The organism is Nonomuraea sp. NPDC050451 (genome assembly GCF_044458585.1).
In genome coordinates this window covers 246,604-260,332 of sequence record NZ_JBITHZ010000013.1, presented here as the reverse complement: position 1 = coordinate 260,332, position 13,729 = coordinate 246,604, and the positions used below count along the sequence as shown (strand labels likewise).

The window sequence follows — 13,729 nt, the reverse complement described above, 5'->3', positions numbered from 1 at the left end:
GATGCCAACGTCTACTCCCATCACCCTGTCTGTCCGGCCGCAGCGGGATCCATCACGGACGCGCCGCCGACAGTTCCGCCCGCACGGCAGGTGTGAGCACCTGCCCGGCGCGCTCGACCAGGATCGTCATCTGGTAGGCCACCAGGCCCATGTCGCAGTCGGGCGCGGCCAGCACCGCCAGGCAGGATCCGTCGCTGATCGACATGACCAGCAGCAGGCCGCGGTCCATCTCGACGAGTGTCTGGGTGACCCCTCCGCCCTCGAACACCCGCGCCGACCCCTGCGTGAGGCTGACGAGCCCGGCCGCGATGGCGGCGAGCTGGTCGGCGCGGTCTTTTGGGAAGCCCTTGGAGTACGCCATCGGCAGCCCGTCGGCGGACACGACCACGGCGTGCGCCACCCCTGGGACCTCGTCGACGAAGCTGCTGACCAGCCAGTTCATGTCCCTGGCCGCCTGGCTGAGCTCCCTCATGAGTCCTCCTCGAGCTCGGCGCGACCCTTGCGCACGCCCTGCTGGTAGCTGGCCAGCCTGTTGCGCAGCCGGTCAGGCGACACCGGAGGAGCGGAAGCGGGCGGGGGTTTCGGACTCGCGGTGCCCGGTACCAGATTCGCTCTCGGAGTCCGCTTCGGCAAGCCGGAGTTGGTCGTGCCGTTCTGCGCCGGTTCCGCGGCCGCGCCGGCCGCCTGCCAGCCCTGATCGGCGGGCGAGGACCAGGCCGGGTCGCGGTGGTCGGCCGTCGGCGTGGACTTGGTGAACCAGCTGCTCTCCTCGACGGCGGAGTAGATCGGCAGGAACTCCTCGTCCTTGGACGGCGCCGGCGGGGTGGCGAACGACGGGTAGGAGTCCGCCGGCCCACCCAGGTCAGGTGGCAGTTGCTCGACCGAGTGCGCCTGCGACGACCTGAACCAGGACGACGGCTCGGGCGCCGCGGGGACGACGTCCAGCGACGGATGCCCAGGGAAGGGGTCGGCGGGCGGCAGGGTCCCGAAGGACGGATGCCCCGGGAAGGGCGCGGCCGGCGTCGGCGGGTTGGCCTGCCTGGGCACCGGGATGCGCGCCGGCACGGGCACCGCGCCCGCCACCGTGCCCGACACGGCCGTGAGCAGCGCGGGCGGGATCAGCACCATGGCGGTCAGCCCGCCGATGTCCTGCATGCGCAGCTGGACCCGGATGCTGTGCCGCAGCGCCAGCCGGCCGACCACGAACAGGCCCATGCGCCGCGACACCGACACGTCCACGACGGGCGGGTTCGCCAGCCGCCAGTTGGCCTCGGCCAGCTCCTCGGCGCTCATGCCGATCCCGTGGTCGGTGACCGACAACATCAGCGAGCCGGTGTCGATGCGGCTGCTGGAGATGATGACCTTGGTGTCCCGCGAGGAGAACGAGACCGCGTTCTCGACCAGCTCGGCCAGCAGGTGCACCACGTCGGTGACGGCCTGGCCGGCGATGGCGACGTCCGACTGGACCTGGATGCTGACCCGGTCGTAGCTCTCGACCTCGCCGAGCGCGGCCCGCACGATGTCCATCAGCTCGACCGGCTCGCTCCACTTGCGTGCCGCCTCCTGCCCGGCCAGGACCAGGAGGTTCTCGCTGTTGCGGCGCATACGGGTGGCCAGGTGGTCGAGCTTGAACAGGTCGCCGAGCCGGGTGTCGTCGCGCTCGCCGCGCTCCAGCCGCTCGATCAGCGTGAGCTGCCGCTCGACCAGCGTCTGGCTGCGCCTGGACAGGTTCACGAACATGGCGTTGACGTTCGCCCGGAGCTTGGCCTCGTCGCCCGCCAGCCGTACGGCCTCGCGGTGCACCTCGTCGAACGCGCGGGCGACCTCGCCGACCTCGTCCCTGGAGAAGATCCCGATGGGCGGGACCTCGGCCTGGACGGCGCCGTCGCGGGACTCTCGCAGGTGCTGGACGAAGTCCGGCAGCCGCCTGCCCGCGATCTCCAGCGCCTCGCCGCGCAGGCGGCGCAGCGGCCGCACGAGCGACCTGGCCACTCCGGTGGTGATCAGCAGGACCGCCACGAGCAGGGCGAGCACGGCGCCCGCGGTCACGAGCGCCTGCTGCCGCTCGTCCGCGCTGAGCGCCTCGCTGCGTGCCACGATGCCCTGGGCCTGGCGCTCCTCGACCTCGCGCATGGAGTCGACGACCACGTTGGCCGCGTCGAACCACTCCTTGGCGTCGTCGCGCTTGCTCAGGTCGAGGCCGCGCAGCGGCAGCCCCTTCGTGCTCCTGATCAGCACCAGCTCGCGCAGGAACAGCATGCGGTCGGCGGACCTGCCGTTGACGGTCTCGTCGAAGAAGCGGCGCTCTTCGGCGGTGGCCTCGGTGGAGTACGCCTTGCGCTCGTTCAGCTCCTTGGACTGCTCGCCGAGGAAGCGCTTGAGCTGGTCCTGGTCGAACGCGCCCTCGACGAGCACGGCGGTGACCAGGGCCTGCTGGTAGGAGACGCTCTCCTTCGCCCTGGCCAGGGCGTTCAGCATGCGGGTCTGGCGGAACAGCTCGTCGTCCACGCTGTCCTTGATCAGCTCGTTGTGGACGGAGAGCAGGTCGCCGATCACGGTCGTGTAGAGCTCGACGGCGGGGCCCGGCAGCAGGTTGGCCTCCAGCGCCTGCTTGCGCAGGCCGGTCAGGTCGTCCAGGCGGCTGAGCAGGTTCTCGAGCTGGTCGGCGCTACGGCCGCTGACCTCGGTCAGCAGTTGCCCGGCGGTGCCGCGTACCTGCCTGACGGCCAGGTCGGCCTGGTCCATCTGGGCCTGCACCGTGGAGAGCATCCCCGCCGGCCGGTTGCGCGCGATGTACCAGGCGGTCGTGGCGCGCTCGGCCGCCACCTGGTGGGTGAGCCCGCCCAACTCGGCGGAGAGCTGGGCGAACTGGTTGGTACGCGCGTAGTCACCGGCGGCGGACGTCCTGGCGAGCACCTGGATGCCGCCGAGCAGGACGGCGGCGGCCGTCGGGATCAGGATGAGGGCAACAAGACGCGCGCGGACGCGCCAATTGCTCAGCCGCCAGTTGCCGTTACTGGCCTGCCTCTCACCCAACGCTGTAGTCACCGAACGCACCTCGCCCGAATCGGCGTATTTGAGGGGGCTGTGTCCCGTGGGGAAATCAGCAAGTGCCGGCCAATTAGAACACATCCCACAGCAGTGTGGCCCACCCGAACATAACGCTACAAAAAGCGACTCGTGTGACTCAAGTGCTAAAACCTGGAGCTCCATGATTCATGATCGGAAAGCGGGAAATAAGCCTTTATCCAGTTGGATGTCACGGTTTGGGGCTTTAGTACGTTCCAACCTCATAACACGCCAGGAGCATGGAGGTCTCTGGAGTGTCACGGCGTTGAGATTTCAGTTATTCGCGCCATATGTTGTGGCGGTCAAAGAAGGAGGCGATGGTGGGGGTTTCTCCCGACAGCGCGGCCATCACTGTTGAGGGCCTTTGGAAGATCTTCGGCGCCAGGGCGCAGAAAGTCCTGGACAGCGAGGACAGGCATCTCGACCAGGCCGCACTGAGAGAGAAGACCGGCTGCACCGCCGCCGTCAGGGACGTGAGCTTCGAGGTGCGACCGGGCGAGGTCTTCGTGGTCATGGGCCTGTCCGGCAGCGGCAAGTCCACCCTCGTACGCTGCCTCACCCGGCTGATCGAGCCCAGCGCGGGCGAGATCAGGATCGGCGGCGAGGACATCGGCCGTGCCTCCCCCGCGCGGCTCCGCGAGATCCGCCGCCACCAGGTCAGCATGGTCTTCCAGCATTTCGGCCTGCTGCCGCACCGCAAGGTGATCGACAACGTGGCGTACGGGCTGGAGATCCAGGGCACCGCCAAGGCGGCCAGGCACGCGCGGGCCGCGGAGATCCTCTCCCTCGTCGGCCTCGACGGGTACGCCGACGCCTACCCCGACCAGCTCTCCGGCGGCATGCAGCAGCGCGTCGGACTGGCCCGCGCGCTGGCCGTGGACCCGCAGGTGATGCTGTTCGACGAGCCGTTCAGCGCGCTCGACCCGCTGATCAGGCGCGACATGCAGGCCGAGGTGATCCGCCTGCACCGGGAAGTCGGCAAGACGATGGTGTTCATCACGCACGACCTGTCCGAGGCGCTGAAGCTGGGCGAGCGGATCGCGATCATGCGGGCGGGCTCGATCGTGCAGCTCGGCACCGCCGAGGAGCTGGTGGGTGCGCCCGCCGACGACTACGTGGCCGACTTCGTACGCGACGTGCCCAGGAGCCACGTGCTGACGCTGCGCTGGATCTGCCGCGAGCCCGAGCCCGGCGAGCCGCTGGACGGGCCCGTATTACCGGCCACCACGCTCATCATGGACGCCATCGGCGCCTCGTCCGCCTCCTCCCGCCCCATCAGGGTCGTGGACGGCGACGACCTCGTGGGCGTCGTGGACCGCGTGGACCTGCTGACCTTCCTCTCCGGCGCGGACGTCACGGTGAAGGCATGAGCGAGCGCAGCGAGCGACCCATTGGACACAGCCACGCAGTGCTCATGCGACCGACGAAGGAGGGCGCATGAGCACGACGGCCGTCAGCACTCCTTCCCGGCTGAAGTTGCCGAAGTGGGCGGCGCCCGCCGGGGTGGCGGTCCTCTTCGCCGTGGCGTACCTGGTCTTCCGCGGCACGGCGACGCTGCCGCACGACAAGGAGGCGCCGCAGTTCCTGGCGGTCACCGACCTGCGCGAGTGGATCGACGACCACCGCAACGACAACCCGCTCTTCCTGTACTTCCTCAACTACATCCGGCTCTTCGTGGGCTGGTTGTACGGCCTCTTCCAGACTGTCCTGTACGCGCTCGGCTGGCCCGGCATCACCGGCGTCATGGGCGCGCTGGCCTGGCTGGCGGGCGGCTGGCGGATCGGGCTGGCCGCGGTGGCGGGCGTGAGCGCGTTCGGATTCCTGGGGCTCTGGCAGTCGAGCGTCGACACGCTGGCCCTGGTCGCGGTCTCGGTGCTGCTGTCCCTGGCGATCGGGATCCCGCTGGGCGTCTGGGCCGGGCTCTCGGGCCGCCTCCGGCGGGTGATCACGCCGGTGCTGGACGTCATGCAGATCATGCCGACGTTCGCCTACCTGGCTCCGCTCGCGCTGTTCTTCCACATCGGCGCCCCGGCCGGGGCCATCGCGACGATGATCTACTCGATCCCGCCGGCCATCCGCATCACCGCGCTGGCCGTCTCCGAGGTCTCGCCCACGGCCGTCGAGGCGTCCAGCTCGCTGGGCGCGACGCGCCGGCAGACGCTGTTCAAGGTCTACCTGCCGCTGGCCAGGTCGACGATGGCGCTGGCGGTCAACCAGACGATCATGATGGCCCTTTCCATGGTCGTCATCGCCAACCTGATCTCCGCCCCCGGCCTGGGCGGCGACATCATCCGCGGCCTGTCGCGGGCGCAGGTCGGCATCATGCTCCCGGCGGGCGTGGCCATCGTCATCATGGCGGTGCTGCTCGACCGCACCATGATGGCGATCGCCCACCGCGAGCCGCACACGAGGCTGGGCCGGGTCGACCTCGTCGCCGCCGGCGTGCTGGCGGTGGCCGGGGTCGCGCTCATCCCCGTGCTGCCCAGGACGTGGCCGGACAGCCTCACGGTCAACTTCGTGGCCGAGGTGAACGACGCCGTCCGCTGGGCCGAGACCAGCTGGTACGACGTGACCACGTCCATCAAGGACCTGATGACCAGCGCCCTGCTCAACCCGCTGGAGGCGCTGCTCACCTCGGCCCCGTGGTGGCTGGTCGCCCTGGCGGTGCTAGCCGTGGCCTGGCGGGTGAGCGGGGTACGCCCGGCGCTGACGGCCCTGGCCTGCCTGCTGGCCATCGCGCTGCTCGGCGTCTGGGAGCACACCATGCAGACGCTGACCACGGTCGTCGTCGCGGTGTTCGTCACGCTGGTCGCCGGCCTGCTGCTCGGAGTGGCCGCGGCCCGCTCGCCGCGATACTCGGCCGTGCAGCGGCCCATACTCGACGCCGCGCAGACCATGCCGGCGTTCGTCTACCTGCTGCCGGCGCTGGCTCTGTTCGAGACCACCCGGTTCACGGCGATCTTCGCCTCCGTCATCTACGCGGTGCCGCCGGTGGTGCGGCTGGTCGAGGACGGCATCAAGGGCGTGCCCGCCACGGTCGTCGAGGCGGCCACCTCGGCGGGTTCGACCTCGGGCCAGCTCCTGTGGAAGGTGCAGCTGCCCATGGCCAGGCGGGCGATCCTGCTCGCGGCCAACCAGGGCATCGTGATGACGCTGGCCATGGTGGTCGTCGGCGGTCTGGTCGGGGCGGGGGCCCTCGGCTACGACGTGGTCGTCGGATTCTCCCAGCGACCCGACTTCGGCATGGGCTTCGTGGCCGGCATCGCGACCGTGCTGCTCGGAGTCATGCTCGACCGCATCACGCAGGGCGCCGACAGGCGCCCCTCCCCCCGAAAAAGGAAATCCACATGAAGATTCGCCTGCTCGCAGGCCTCCTCGCCCTCGGGCTCGCCGCTGCCGGTTGCGGCGGAGCCAAGGTCGAGACCTCTCCCAGCTCCTCCGCCGCCCCTGCGGCCTCCGGATCGAGCGCCGCCACCGGGACCGTGAAGATCGCGATCAACCCGTGGGTGGGCTACGAGGCCAGCGCGAACGTCGTCGCGTACCTGCTGAAGAACGAGCTCCGCTACAACGTCGAGCTGCCCGAGATCAAGGAGCAGCTCGCGTGGGAGGGGTTCGAGACCGGCGACGTCGACGTCATCATCGAGAACTGGGGCCACCCGGACCTGAAGAAGAAGTTCATCGAGGAGAAGAAGGTCGCGGTCGAGGCCGGCTCCACCGGCAACAAGGGCATCATCGGCTGGTACGTGCCGAAGTGGATGGCCGACAAATACCCGGACATCACCGACTACAAGAACCTCAACAAGTACGCCTCGCTGTTCAAGACCTCGGAGTCGGGCGGCAAGGGTCAGCTCCTCGACGGTGACCCCAGCTACGTCACCAACGACGAGGCCCTGGTCAAGAACCTGAAGCTGAACTACAAGGTCGTCACCGGCGGCAGCGAGGCGGCCCTGCTCAAGTCCGCCACGCAGGCGCAGGAGCAGCAGAAGGCGCTGCTGTTCTACTTCTGGACGCCGCACTGGCTCTTCGACAAGGTGGACCTGGTCCGCGTCAACCTGCCCGCCTGGACCGACGGCTGCGACGCCGACCCCAAGAAGGTCGCCTGCGACTACCCGGAGATGGACCTCGACAAGATCGTCAGCAAGAAGTTCGCGGACACCGGCGGCAAGGCGTACGAGCTGGTCAAGAACTTCAGCTGGACCAACGAGGACCAGAACGCCGTCGCCAACGACATGACCAACAACGGCATGACCGGCGAACAGGCCGCCAAGAAGTGGATCGAGGCCAACACCGCCAAGTGGCAGGCCTGGATCCCCAAGTGACGCCCTCTTGACCGCGGCCCCGCACGGGGCCGCGGTCACCGGGAGACCTCATGTTGCGAACGAACAAGCTCGTCGGGCCGCTGGTCGCGGCCCTGCTGCTGACGACCGCCTGCTCCGGCGAGGAGCCCGGCTCCGCCACGGGGTCGAAGGGGACCGTCAACATCGACATCCACGGCTGGGTCGGGTACGAGGCCCAGGCCGCCGTGCTGGCGTACCTGCTCGAGCACGAGCTGGGTTACACGGTGCGCAAGCGGACCATGAAGGAGGGCGATTCCTGGGAGGATTTCGAGGAGGGCAAGGTCGATGTGATCGTCGAGAACTGGGGCCACAACGACCTGAAAAAGAAGTTCATCGAGCAGAAGAAGGTGGCCCTGTCGGCCGGGCTCACCGGTAACCAGGGCATCATCGGGTGGTATGTCCCCGAGTGGATGGTCAAGAAATATCCCGACATTACGGACTACCGAAACCTCAATAAGTACGCACACCTTTTCCGGACCGACAAAACCGGAAATGCCGGACAGGTTCTGGACGGAGATCCGACGTTCGTGACGAATGACGAGGCTCTCATCAAGAACCTCGGGCTCAATTACAAGGTCGTCTACTCGGGCAGCGAGGCGGCGCTGATCAAAGCAGCCGAGTTCGCCACCAAGAACCGGACGCCGCTGCTGCTGTATTTCTACGAGCCGCAATGGCTGTTCACCAAGGTCAAACTCGTCAAGGTGGCGCTGCCGCCCTACGCCCTCGGCTGCGACGACGACGCGAAGCGGGTCGCGTGCGACTACCCGCCGTACCTGCTCGACAAGATCGTCAGCAAGAAGTTCGCGCAGACCGGCGGCAAGGCGTACGAGCTGGTCCGCAACTTCACCTGGACCAACGACGACCAGAACTCCGTGGCCAGCGACATGATCAACGAGAAGATGACCGCCGAGCAGGCCGCCGAGCGGTGGGTGCGGGACAACAAGATCGTGTGGAAGGACTGGATCCCGCGTTGAGGCCCGGCGATCGAGAGGGCGGGTGACAGTTGTTTCAGCCTAAACTAAACCCATGGCTCCTTCCGACGACCGCGAGCGGACACTCGAGTGGGTCGAGCGCGTGGCGACGTTCTGCGGCGATGCCTGGGGTCTGGCGCCCATCACCGGGCGCGTCCTGGGCTGGCTGCTGATCTGCACCCCCGCCGAGCAGTCCGCCGGCGAGATCGCCGACGCGATCGGGGCCAGCCGGGCGTCCATGACGTCCAACCTGCGCCTGCTGACCTCCATCGGTCTCGTCCGGCGCCGCACCCGGCCGGGCGAGCGCACCACGTACTACCGGATCGAGGACGACGCGTTCGAGAAGGTCGTGCGGCAGCGGCTGGCCTCGTTCGCCGCGTTCGGGGAGATCGCGGAGGAGGGGCTGGAGCTGGGCGGGGAGGACGAGGAGCGGGTCCGGCGCATCCGCTCGGCCCAGCACTCCATCGCCCTCCTCACCGACTACCGGGTGAAGTGACGCCTACCGGTCGAGCCGCTGATAGAGCCGTACCGACAGGACGAAGAAGACGACGGTGATCACCACCGGCCAGATCACCGCCATCAGGACGGCGTGCTGGGCCACCCACGAGTCGCCGCCCCAGCCGGGGTTTCCGAAGAGCTCCCTGGCCGCCGCCACCGTTGACGACAGCGGGTTCCACTCCGAGATCGCGCCCAGCCAGCCCGGCATCGTGTCAGGGGCGACGAAGGCGTTCGACAGGAAGCCCACCGGGAACTCCAGCACCTGGATCGCCACCACGCCGCCCGGATCCCTCATCAGCAGCCCCAGGTACATGCCGGCCCAGAGCAGCGAGAAGCGCAGCAGGAGCAGCAGGCCCACGGCGCCCAGCGCGCCCGGGAAGGAGGACGGCCGCCAGCCCACCGCCAGGCCGCAGACCAGCAGCCCGGCCAGGATCAGGACCGAGTTGAGCAGGTCCGCGACGGCCCGGCCGATCAGCACGGCCGAGGGCGCCATGGGCATCGAGCGGAAGCGGTCGGTGACGCCCTTGGAGACGTCGGTGGCGACGGCGATCATGGTGGCGCTGAGACCGAAGAGCATCGTCATGCCGTACATGCCGGGCATGAGGAACGCGAAGTAGTCGGCCCCCGAGGGCACCTTGACCGCGCCGCCGAACAGGTACCCGAAGGCCAGCGTGATCACCACGGGGAAGAGCACCCCGAACACCACCGTCATCGGCTGGTTAGCCCAGTGGATCAGGTCGCGGCGGGCGACGGTCCAGCCGTCTGCCAGAGCCCATCTCATACGGCGCCCCCTCGGCGGTCGGTGAGGTTCAGGAAGACTTCGTCGAGCGTGGGACGGCGCACCGCGACGTCCTCGGCCTCGATCCCGGCGGCCGCCAGGGTCGCGAGCGCCTCCGTGAGCGCCCGCACCCGGTCGCTCACCGGCGCGCTCACGTGCCTGGTGTCCCGATCGACCTCGGCCGGCCCCGACGCCGCCCCGCCGACGATCCCGGCGGCCTCGTCGAGCCGCGCCGGGTCGTGGATCACCACGTCGAGCCGGTCGCCGCCGAGCTTGGACTTGAGCTCGTCCGGCGTGCCCTCGGCCACCACCCGCCCGGCGTCGATCACCGCGATCCGGTCCGCGAGCTGGTCGGCCTCCTCCAGGTACTGCGTGGTCAGCAGCACGGTGGTGCCGTCCGCGACGAGGTCGCGCACCGTGCGCCAGATCTCCGTGCGACTGCGCGGGTCCAGCCCCGTCGTCGGCTCGTCGAGAAACAGCACGGGCGGCGTCAGGATCAGGCTGGCCGCGAGGTCGAGCCTGCGCCGCATGCCGCCCGAATACTCCTTGGCCGGCCCTTTGTGCTCCAGCCCGAACCGCTCCAGCAGCTCGTCCGCCTTGGCCCGGGCCTGTGACGGGCTGAGGTGGTAGAGGCGGCCGAACAGCTCCAGGTTCTGCCGCCCGGTCAGGATCTCGTCCACGGCGGCGTGCTGGCCGACGAGGCCGATGCTGCGGCGTACCTGCCGGGGCTGGGTCGCCACGTCGAACCCCGCCACCTCCGCGCGGCCGCCCGAGGCGCGCAGGAGGGTGGTGAGGATGCGGACGGTCGTGGTCTTGCCCGCGCCGTTGGGGCCGAGCAGGCCGCAGACCGTGCCCCGGCCCACGTCGAGGTCGATCCCGTCGAGTGCCGCCTTCTCGCCGTACTTCTTGCGCAGGTTCTGCGCGAGCACCGCTGGCATGCGTGTCCCCTCCCTGAATTCCGTACGGCGTACCGTACAGCATACGGTTCACGGCGGCAACCGTACGGTGTACCGTACGCATGTGACCGTTGAGTACTCGGGAAAGGGCGACCCCGCGCGCAGCCTGGCGCTGCTCTGGCGCACCAGCGAGCGCGCCAGCCGCAAGGGCAAGCCCGAGCTGAGCGTCGACCGCATCGTGCGCGCGGCCATCGAGGTGGCCGACGCCGAGGGGCTGCAGGCGCTTTCCATGCGCCGCGTGGCCGAGCGGCTGGGCGTCGGGACGATGTCGCTCTACACGTACGTGCCGGGCAAGCCGGAGCTGTTCGACGTCATGCTCGACACCGTCTACGGCGAGACGGCCAGGCCGGAGGACGTGCCCGGCGGCTGGCGGGGCCGGCTGGAGCAGATCGCCAGGGAAAACTGGGCCCTCTACCTGCGCCATCCGTGGCTGCTGCAGGTGGCGGCGAGCCGCCCGGTGCTCGGGCCGAACGTCACGGCCAAGTACGACTACGAGCTGCGCGCCGTGGACGGCATCGGGCTGACGGACCTGGAGATGGACTCGGTGATTACGCTGGTCGCCGGGTTCGTGCACGGGGCGGCGCGCGGCGCGGTCGAGGCGGCGCAGGCCGAGAGCCTGACGGGCATGACCGACGAGCAATGGTGGGCCGCGCACGCGCCCTTCCTCAGCCGGATCGCCGACGCCGACCGCTACCCCACGGCCGCGCGCGTCGGCCAGACGGCGGGCGAGGCCCTCAACGCCGCCTACAGCCCGGAGCACGCCTTCGAGTTCGGCCTGCAGCGCGTCCTCGACGGCGTCGAGGCCCTGATAAGCCGCCGCTCAGCCTGACGGCTCAATCCGACAGCTCAATCCGACAGCTCAGCCCGACAGCTCAGCCCGACAGCTCAGCCCGACAGGGCCTTTTCGTAGGCCATGAGGGTGTCCACGAACATCCGCCGCTGCTCCGGCGTGAGCGGCCCCAAGGCCTCGCGCCAGGCCTTGGCGCCGTAGCCGAGCCACTCGTTGATCGACTCCTGGTGCCGGTCCGCGATGCTCACGATCGTACGGCGCCGGTCCGCGTCGTCCTCGCGCCGGTCGAGTATGCCCTTCCTGCTCAGATCGCCCACCATCAGGCTGACCGTCGCGGGCGCCACCTCCAGCCGGGCCGCCAGCTCGTTCACCGTCATCGGCCCGTCGAACAGCAGGTAGGCCAGCAGCGACAGGTGCCGGGGCGCCAGGGACAACGACTGCAGCTCGGGTGGCACCCCCAGCCGCTTGGCCCGCCCGACCATCCGCGGCATCAGCAGCAGCAGCGTCCTGATCCCGTCGTCCACGCTCAAGCCGTCTGTTGACATGTCGAACACCTTGATGTCTAAATTAGCTTTGCTTGCAAAGCAAATACGAAGCCTCGTCCAAGGATATGACGTGACCGATTTCAATCAGCAGGTGATCGAGGAGTTCAGGGCGAACGGCGGGGAGGTGGGCGGCATGTTCGAGGGCACGCCTCTCGTGCTGCTCACCACCACGGGCGCCAAGACGGGCTGGCGGCGCACCAACCCGGCCGTCTACCTGCGCGACGGCGAGCGGGTCCTGGTGTTCGCCTCCAACGCGGGCGGCGACGCCGATCCGGCCTGGTACCACAACCTGCTCGCCAACCCGAGGGTCGTCGTCGAGCTGGGAGAGGAGAGGTTCGCGGCGCGGGCGGTGTCGCTCGAAGGCGAGGAGCGCGACCGCCTGTACGCCCGCCAGGCCGCGATCAACCCGGCCTTCGCCGCGTATCAGGACAAAACCGAGCGCGTCATCCCGGTCATCGCGCTCTACCCCGAGCGCGAGCGGCTGGAGGCGTTCGGGGACGAGCTGGCCAGGATCCACGACTACCTCAGGGGCGAGCTGGCCAAGGTCCGCCGAGGGGCGCCCGCCGACGATCTGAGGGCGCACTGCCTGGCCTTCTGCGACGCGATGGCCTTCCACCACAACGGCGAGGACCGGGTGGCGTTCCCGCACCTGGAGAAGCTCTTCCCCGAGCTGAAGGAGCCCCTCGACCGGCTGCGCGCCGAGCACACGGTGATCGCCGGCCTGGTCGCCGAGCTGCGGGAGGCCCCCGAGCCGGCGACGCTGGAGCGCATCGCCGGCGAGATGGAGGCCCACTTCGCCTACGAGGAGGAGCAGCTGGTGCCGGTGCTCAACTCGCTGGAGAGCGTCCCCTGGAGCTAGCGCACGGGGGCGGCACGCAGCCGTACGACGTGCTCCACCAGCGAGATCAGCGTCGCCTTGACCGACTCGCGGTTGCGGGCGTCGGTACGCACGATCGGCACGTACGGCGACAGCGCGAGCGCCTCCCTCACCTCGTCGTCGGTGTGCGGGAACTGCCCGTCCCAGCCGTTGATGCCGATGACGAACGGCAGCTTCGCCTCTTCGAAGTAGTCGATCGCGGGGAAGCTGTCGGCGATCCGGCGGGTGTCGAGCAGCACGACCGCGCCGATGGCGCCGCGGACGAGGTCGTCCCACATGAACCAGAACCGGTGCTGCCCGGGCGTGCCGAACAGGTAGAGGATCAGGTCGCGGTCGAGCGAGAGGCGGCCGAAGTCCATGGCCACCGTCGTGGTCTGCTTGTTGGGGGTGAGACCGAGGTCGTCGATGCCCGCGGACGCGTCCGTCATCACCGCTTCTGTGGTGAGCGGGAGGATCTCGGACACCGCCCCCACGAACGTCGTCTTACCGACGCCGAACCCACCGGCGACGACGATCTTCGTCGACGTCAGCCCGGGGCTAGAGCCTGCGTAGTCCACTGAGCACCCTTTCGAGCATGTTGAGGTCTGGCTGTCCCTGGCTGAGGCGTGGCTGGTGCAGGCGGACGAGTCCTTCATCGGACATGTCCGCCACGAGCACCCTGGCCACGCCCAGCGGGACGCGGAGCAGGGCCGAGATCTCGGCGACCGACCGGAACGACCTGCACAACTGCATGATGGCCTCCTGCTCAGGAGTGAGCATGGCCATCTCGTCGTCCGGGATCGACATGGACGAGATCAACGTCTCCATCGCGAGGTGATAGCGCGGCTCAGAACGGCCACCCGTCACCGCGTAAGGACGGAACAGGGGCTCTTCGTCCCCGGCTCCGTCAACGCCGTACACGGCCCTCT

General features: G+C 69.1%; 14 protein-coding genes. 7 read left to right on the top strand and 7 right to left on the bottom strand.

The features are described from left to right. Positions 1–52: 52 nt before the first annotated feature. Positions 53–472: a roadblock/LC7 domain-containing protein gene (locus ACIBI9_RS34760; protein ID WP_397228358.1), complete on the bottom strand. Its 420-nt coding sequence runs from the start codon at positions 470–472 to the stop codon at positions 53–55. Then, complete coding sequence (locus ACIBI9_RS34755; RefSeq protein ID WP_397228356.1) at positions 469–3,048, bottom strand: nitrate- and nitrite sensing domain-containing protein; 2,580 nt, start codon at positions 3,046–3,048, stop codon at positions 469–471. The genes ACIBI9_RS34760 and ACIBI9_RS34755 overlap by 4 nt, the downstream gene beginning before the upstream one ends. A 338-nt stretch (positions 3,049–3,386) precedes the next feature. On the opposite strand from ACIBI9_RS34755, the gene ACIBI9_RS34750 reads away from it, so the two are divergent. From ACIBI9_RS34750 to ACIBI9_RS34730, 5 genes are all read left to right on the top strand, one after another. Next, on the top strand, positions 3,387–4,439 hold the full coding sequence (locus tag ACIBI9_RS34750; RefSeq protein ID WP_397228354.1) for a glycine betaine/L-proline ABC transporter ATP-binding protein: 1,053 nt from the start codon (positions 3,387–3,389) through the stop codon (positions 4,437–4,439). A 67-nt stretch (positions 4,440–4,506) separates the two neighbouring features. Next, positions 4,507–6,420 (top strand): ABC transporter permease, encoded by a 1,914-nt coding sequence (locus ACIBI9_RS34745; RefSeq protein WP_397228352.1) that lies wholly within the window; start codon positions 4,507–4,509, stop codon positions 6,418–6,420. Next, positions 6,417–7,388 carry an ABC transporter substrate-binding protein gene (locus ACIBI9_RS34740; protein WP_397228350.1) on the top strand — a complete coding sequence of 324 codons (972 nt, stop codon included), beginning with the start codon at positions 6,417–6,419 and terminating at the stop codon, positions 7,386–7,388. The genes ACIBI9_RS34745 and ACIBI9_RS34740 overlap by 4 nt, the downstream gene beginning before the upstream one ends. A gap of 50 nt (positions 7,389–7,438) precedes the next feature. After that, on the top strand, positions 7,439–8,380 hold the full coding sequence (locus ACIBI9_RS34735; RefSeq protein WP_397228348.1) for an ABC transporter substrate-binding protein: 942 nt from the start codon (positions 7,439–7,441) through the stop codon (positions 8,378–8,380). 52 nt (positions 8,381–8,432) lie between these two features. Continuing rightward, a complete protein-coding gene (locus tag ACIBI9_RS34730) occupies positions 8,433–8,873 on the top strand; it encodes a GbsR/MarR family transcriptional regulator (RefSeq protein WP_397228346.1) in 441 nt (146 codons plus the stop codon). A 3-nt stretch (positions 8,874–8,876) separates the two neighbouring features. On the opposite strand, the gene ACIBI9_RS34725 is transcribed toward ACIBI9_RS34730, so the two are convergent. Together ACIBI9_RS34725 and ACIBI9_RS34720 are read right to left on the bottom strand one after the other, a co-directional pair. Beyond that, a complete protein-coding gene (locus ACIBI9_RS34725; protein WP_394495759.1) occupies positions 8,877–9,656 on the bottom strand; it encodes an ABC transporter permease in 780 nt (259 codons plus the stop codon). Then, complete coding sequence (locus tag ACIBI9_RS34720) at positions 9,653–10,591, bottom strand: ATP-binding cassette domain-containing protein (RefSeq protein ID WP_397228344.1); 939 nt, start codon at positions 10,589–10,591, stop codon at positions 9,653–9,655. Before ACIBI9_RS34720 ends, ACIBI9_RS34725 begins: the two co-directional genes overlap by 4 nt. Positions 10,592–10,673: 82 nt before the next feature. Here ACIBI9_RS34720 and ACIBI9_RS34715 point away from each other — a divergent pair, with 82 nt between their 5' ends. Next, complete coding sequence (locus ACIBI9_RS34715) at positions 10,674–11,438, top strand: TetR/AcrR family transcriptional regulator (protein WP_397228342.1); 765 nt, start codon at positions 10,674–10,676, stop codon at positions 11,436–11,438. Positions 11,439–11,494: 56 nt separating this feature from the next. Here ACIBI9_RS34715 and ACIBI9_RS34710 read toward each other — a convergent pair whose 3' ends face one another. Continuing rightward, a complete protein-coding gene (locus tag ACIBI9_RS34710; RefSeq protein WP_397228340.1) occupies positions 11,495–11,944 on the bottom strand; it encodes a MarR family winged helix-turn-helix transcriptional regulator in 450 nt (149 codons plus the stop codon). Between the two features lie 70 nt (positions 11,945–12,014). Here ACIBI9_RS34710 and ACIBI9_RS34705 point away from each other — a divergent pair, with 70 nt between their 5' ends. Further along, positions 12,015–12,803 carry a nitroreductase/quinone reductase family protein gene (locus ACIBI9_RS34705; RefSeq protein ID WP_397228338.1) on the top strand — a complete coding sequence of 263 codons (789 nt, stop codon included), beginning with the start codon at positions 12,015–12,017 and terminating at the stop codon, positions 12,801–12,803. On the opposite strand, the gene ACIBI9_RS34700 is transcribed toward ACIBI9_RS34705, so the two are convergent. Both ACIBI9_RS34700 and ACIBI9_RS34695 read right to left on the bottom strand, forming a co-directional pair. Then, complete coding sequence (locus tag ACIBI9_RS34700) at positions 12,800–13,351, bottom strand: ATP/GTP-binding protein (protein ID WP_394496055.1); 552 nt, start codon at positions 13,349–13,351, stop codon at positions 12,800–12,802. The genes ACIBI9_RS34705 and ACIBI9_RS34700 overlap by 4 nt on opposite strands. Positions 13,352–13,358: 7 nt before the next feature. Beyond that, positions 13,359–13,721, bottom strand: coding sequence for a DUF742 domain-containing protein (locus tag ACIBI9_RS34695; RefSeq protein WP_185071484.1), 363 nt, complete (start codon positions 13,719–13,721; stop codon positions 13,359–13,361). Positions 13,722–13,729 lie beyond the last annotated feature (8 nt).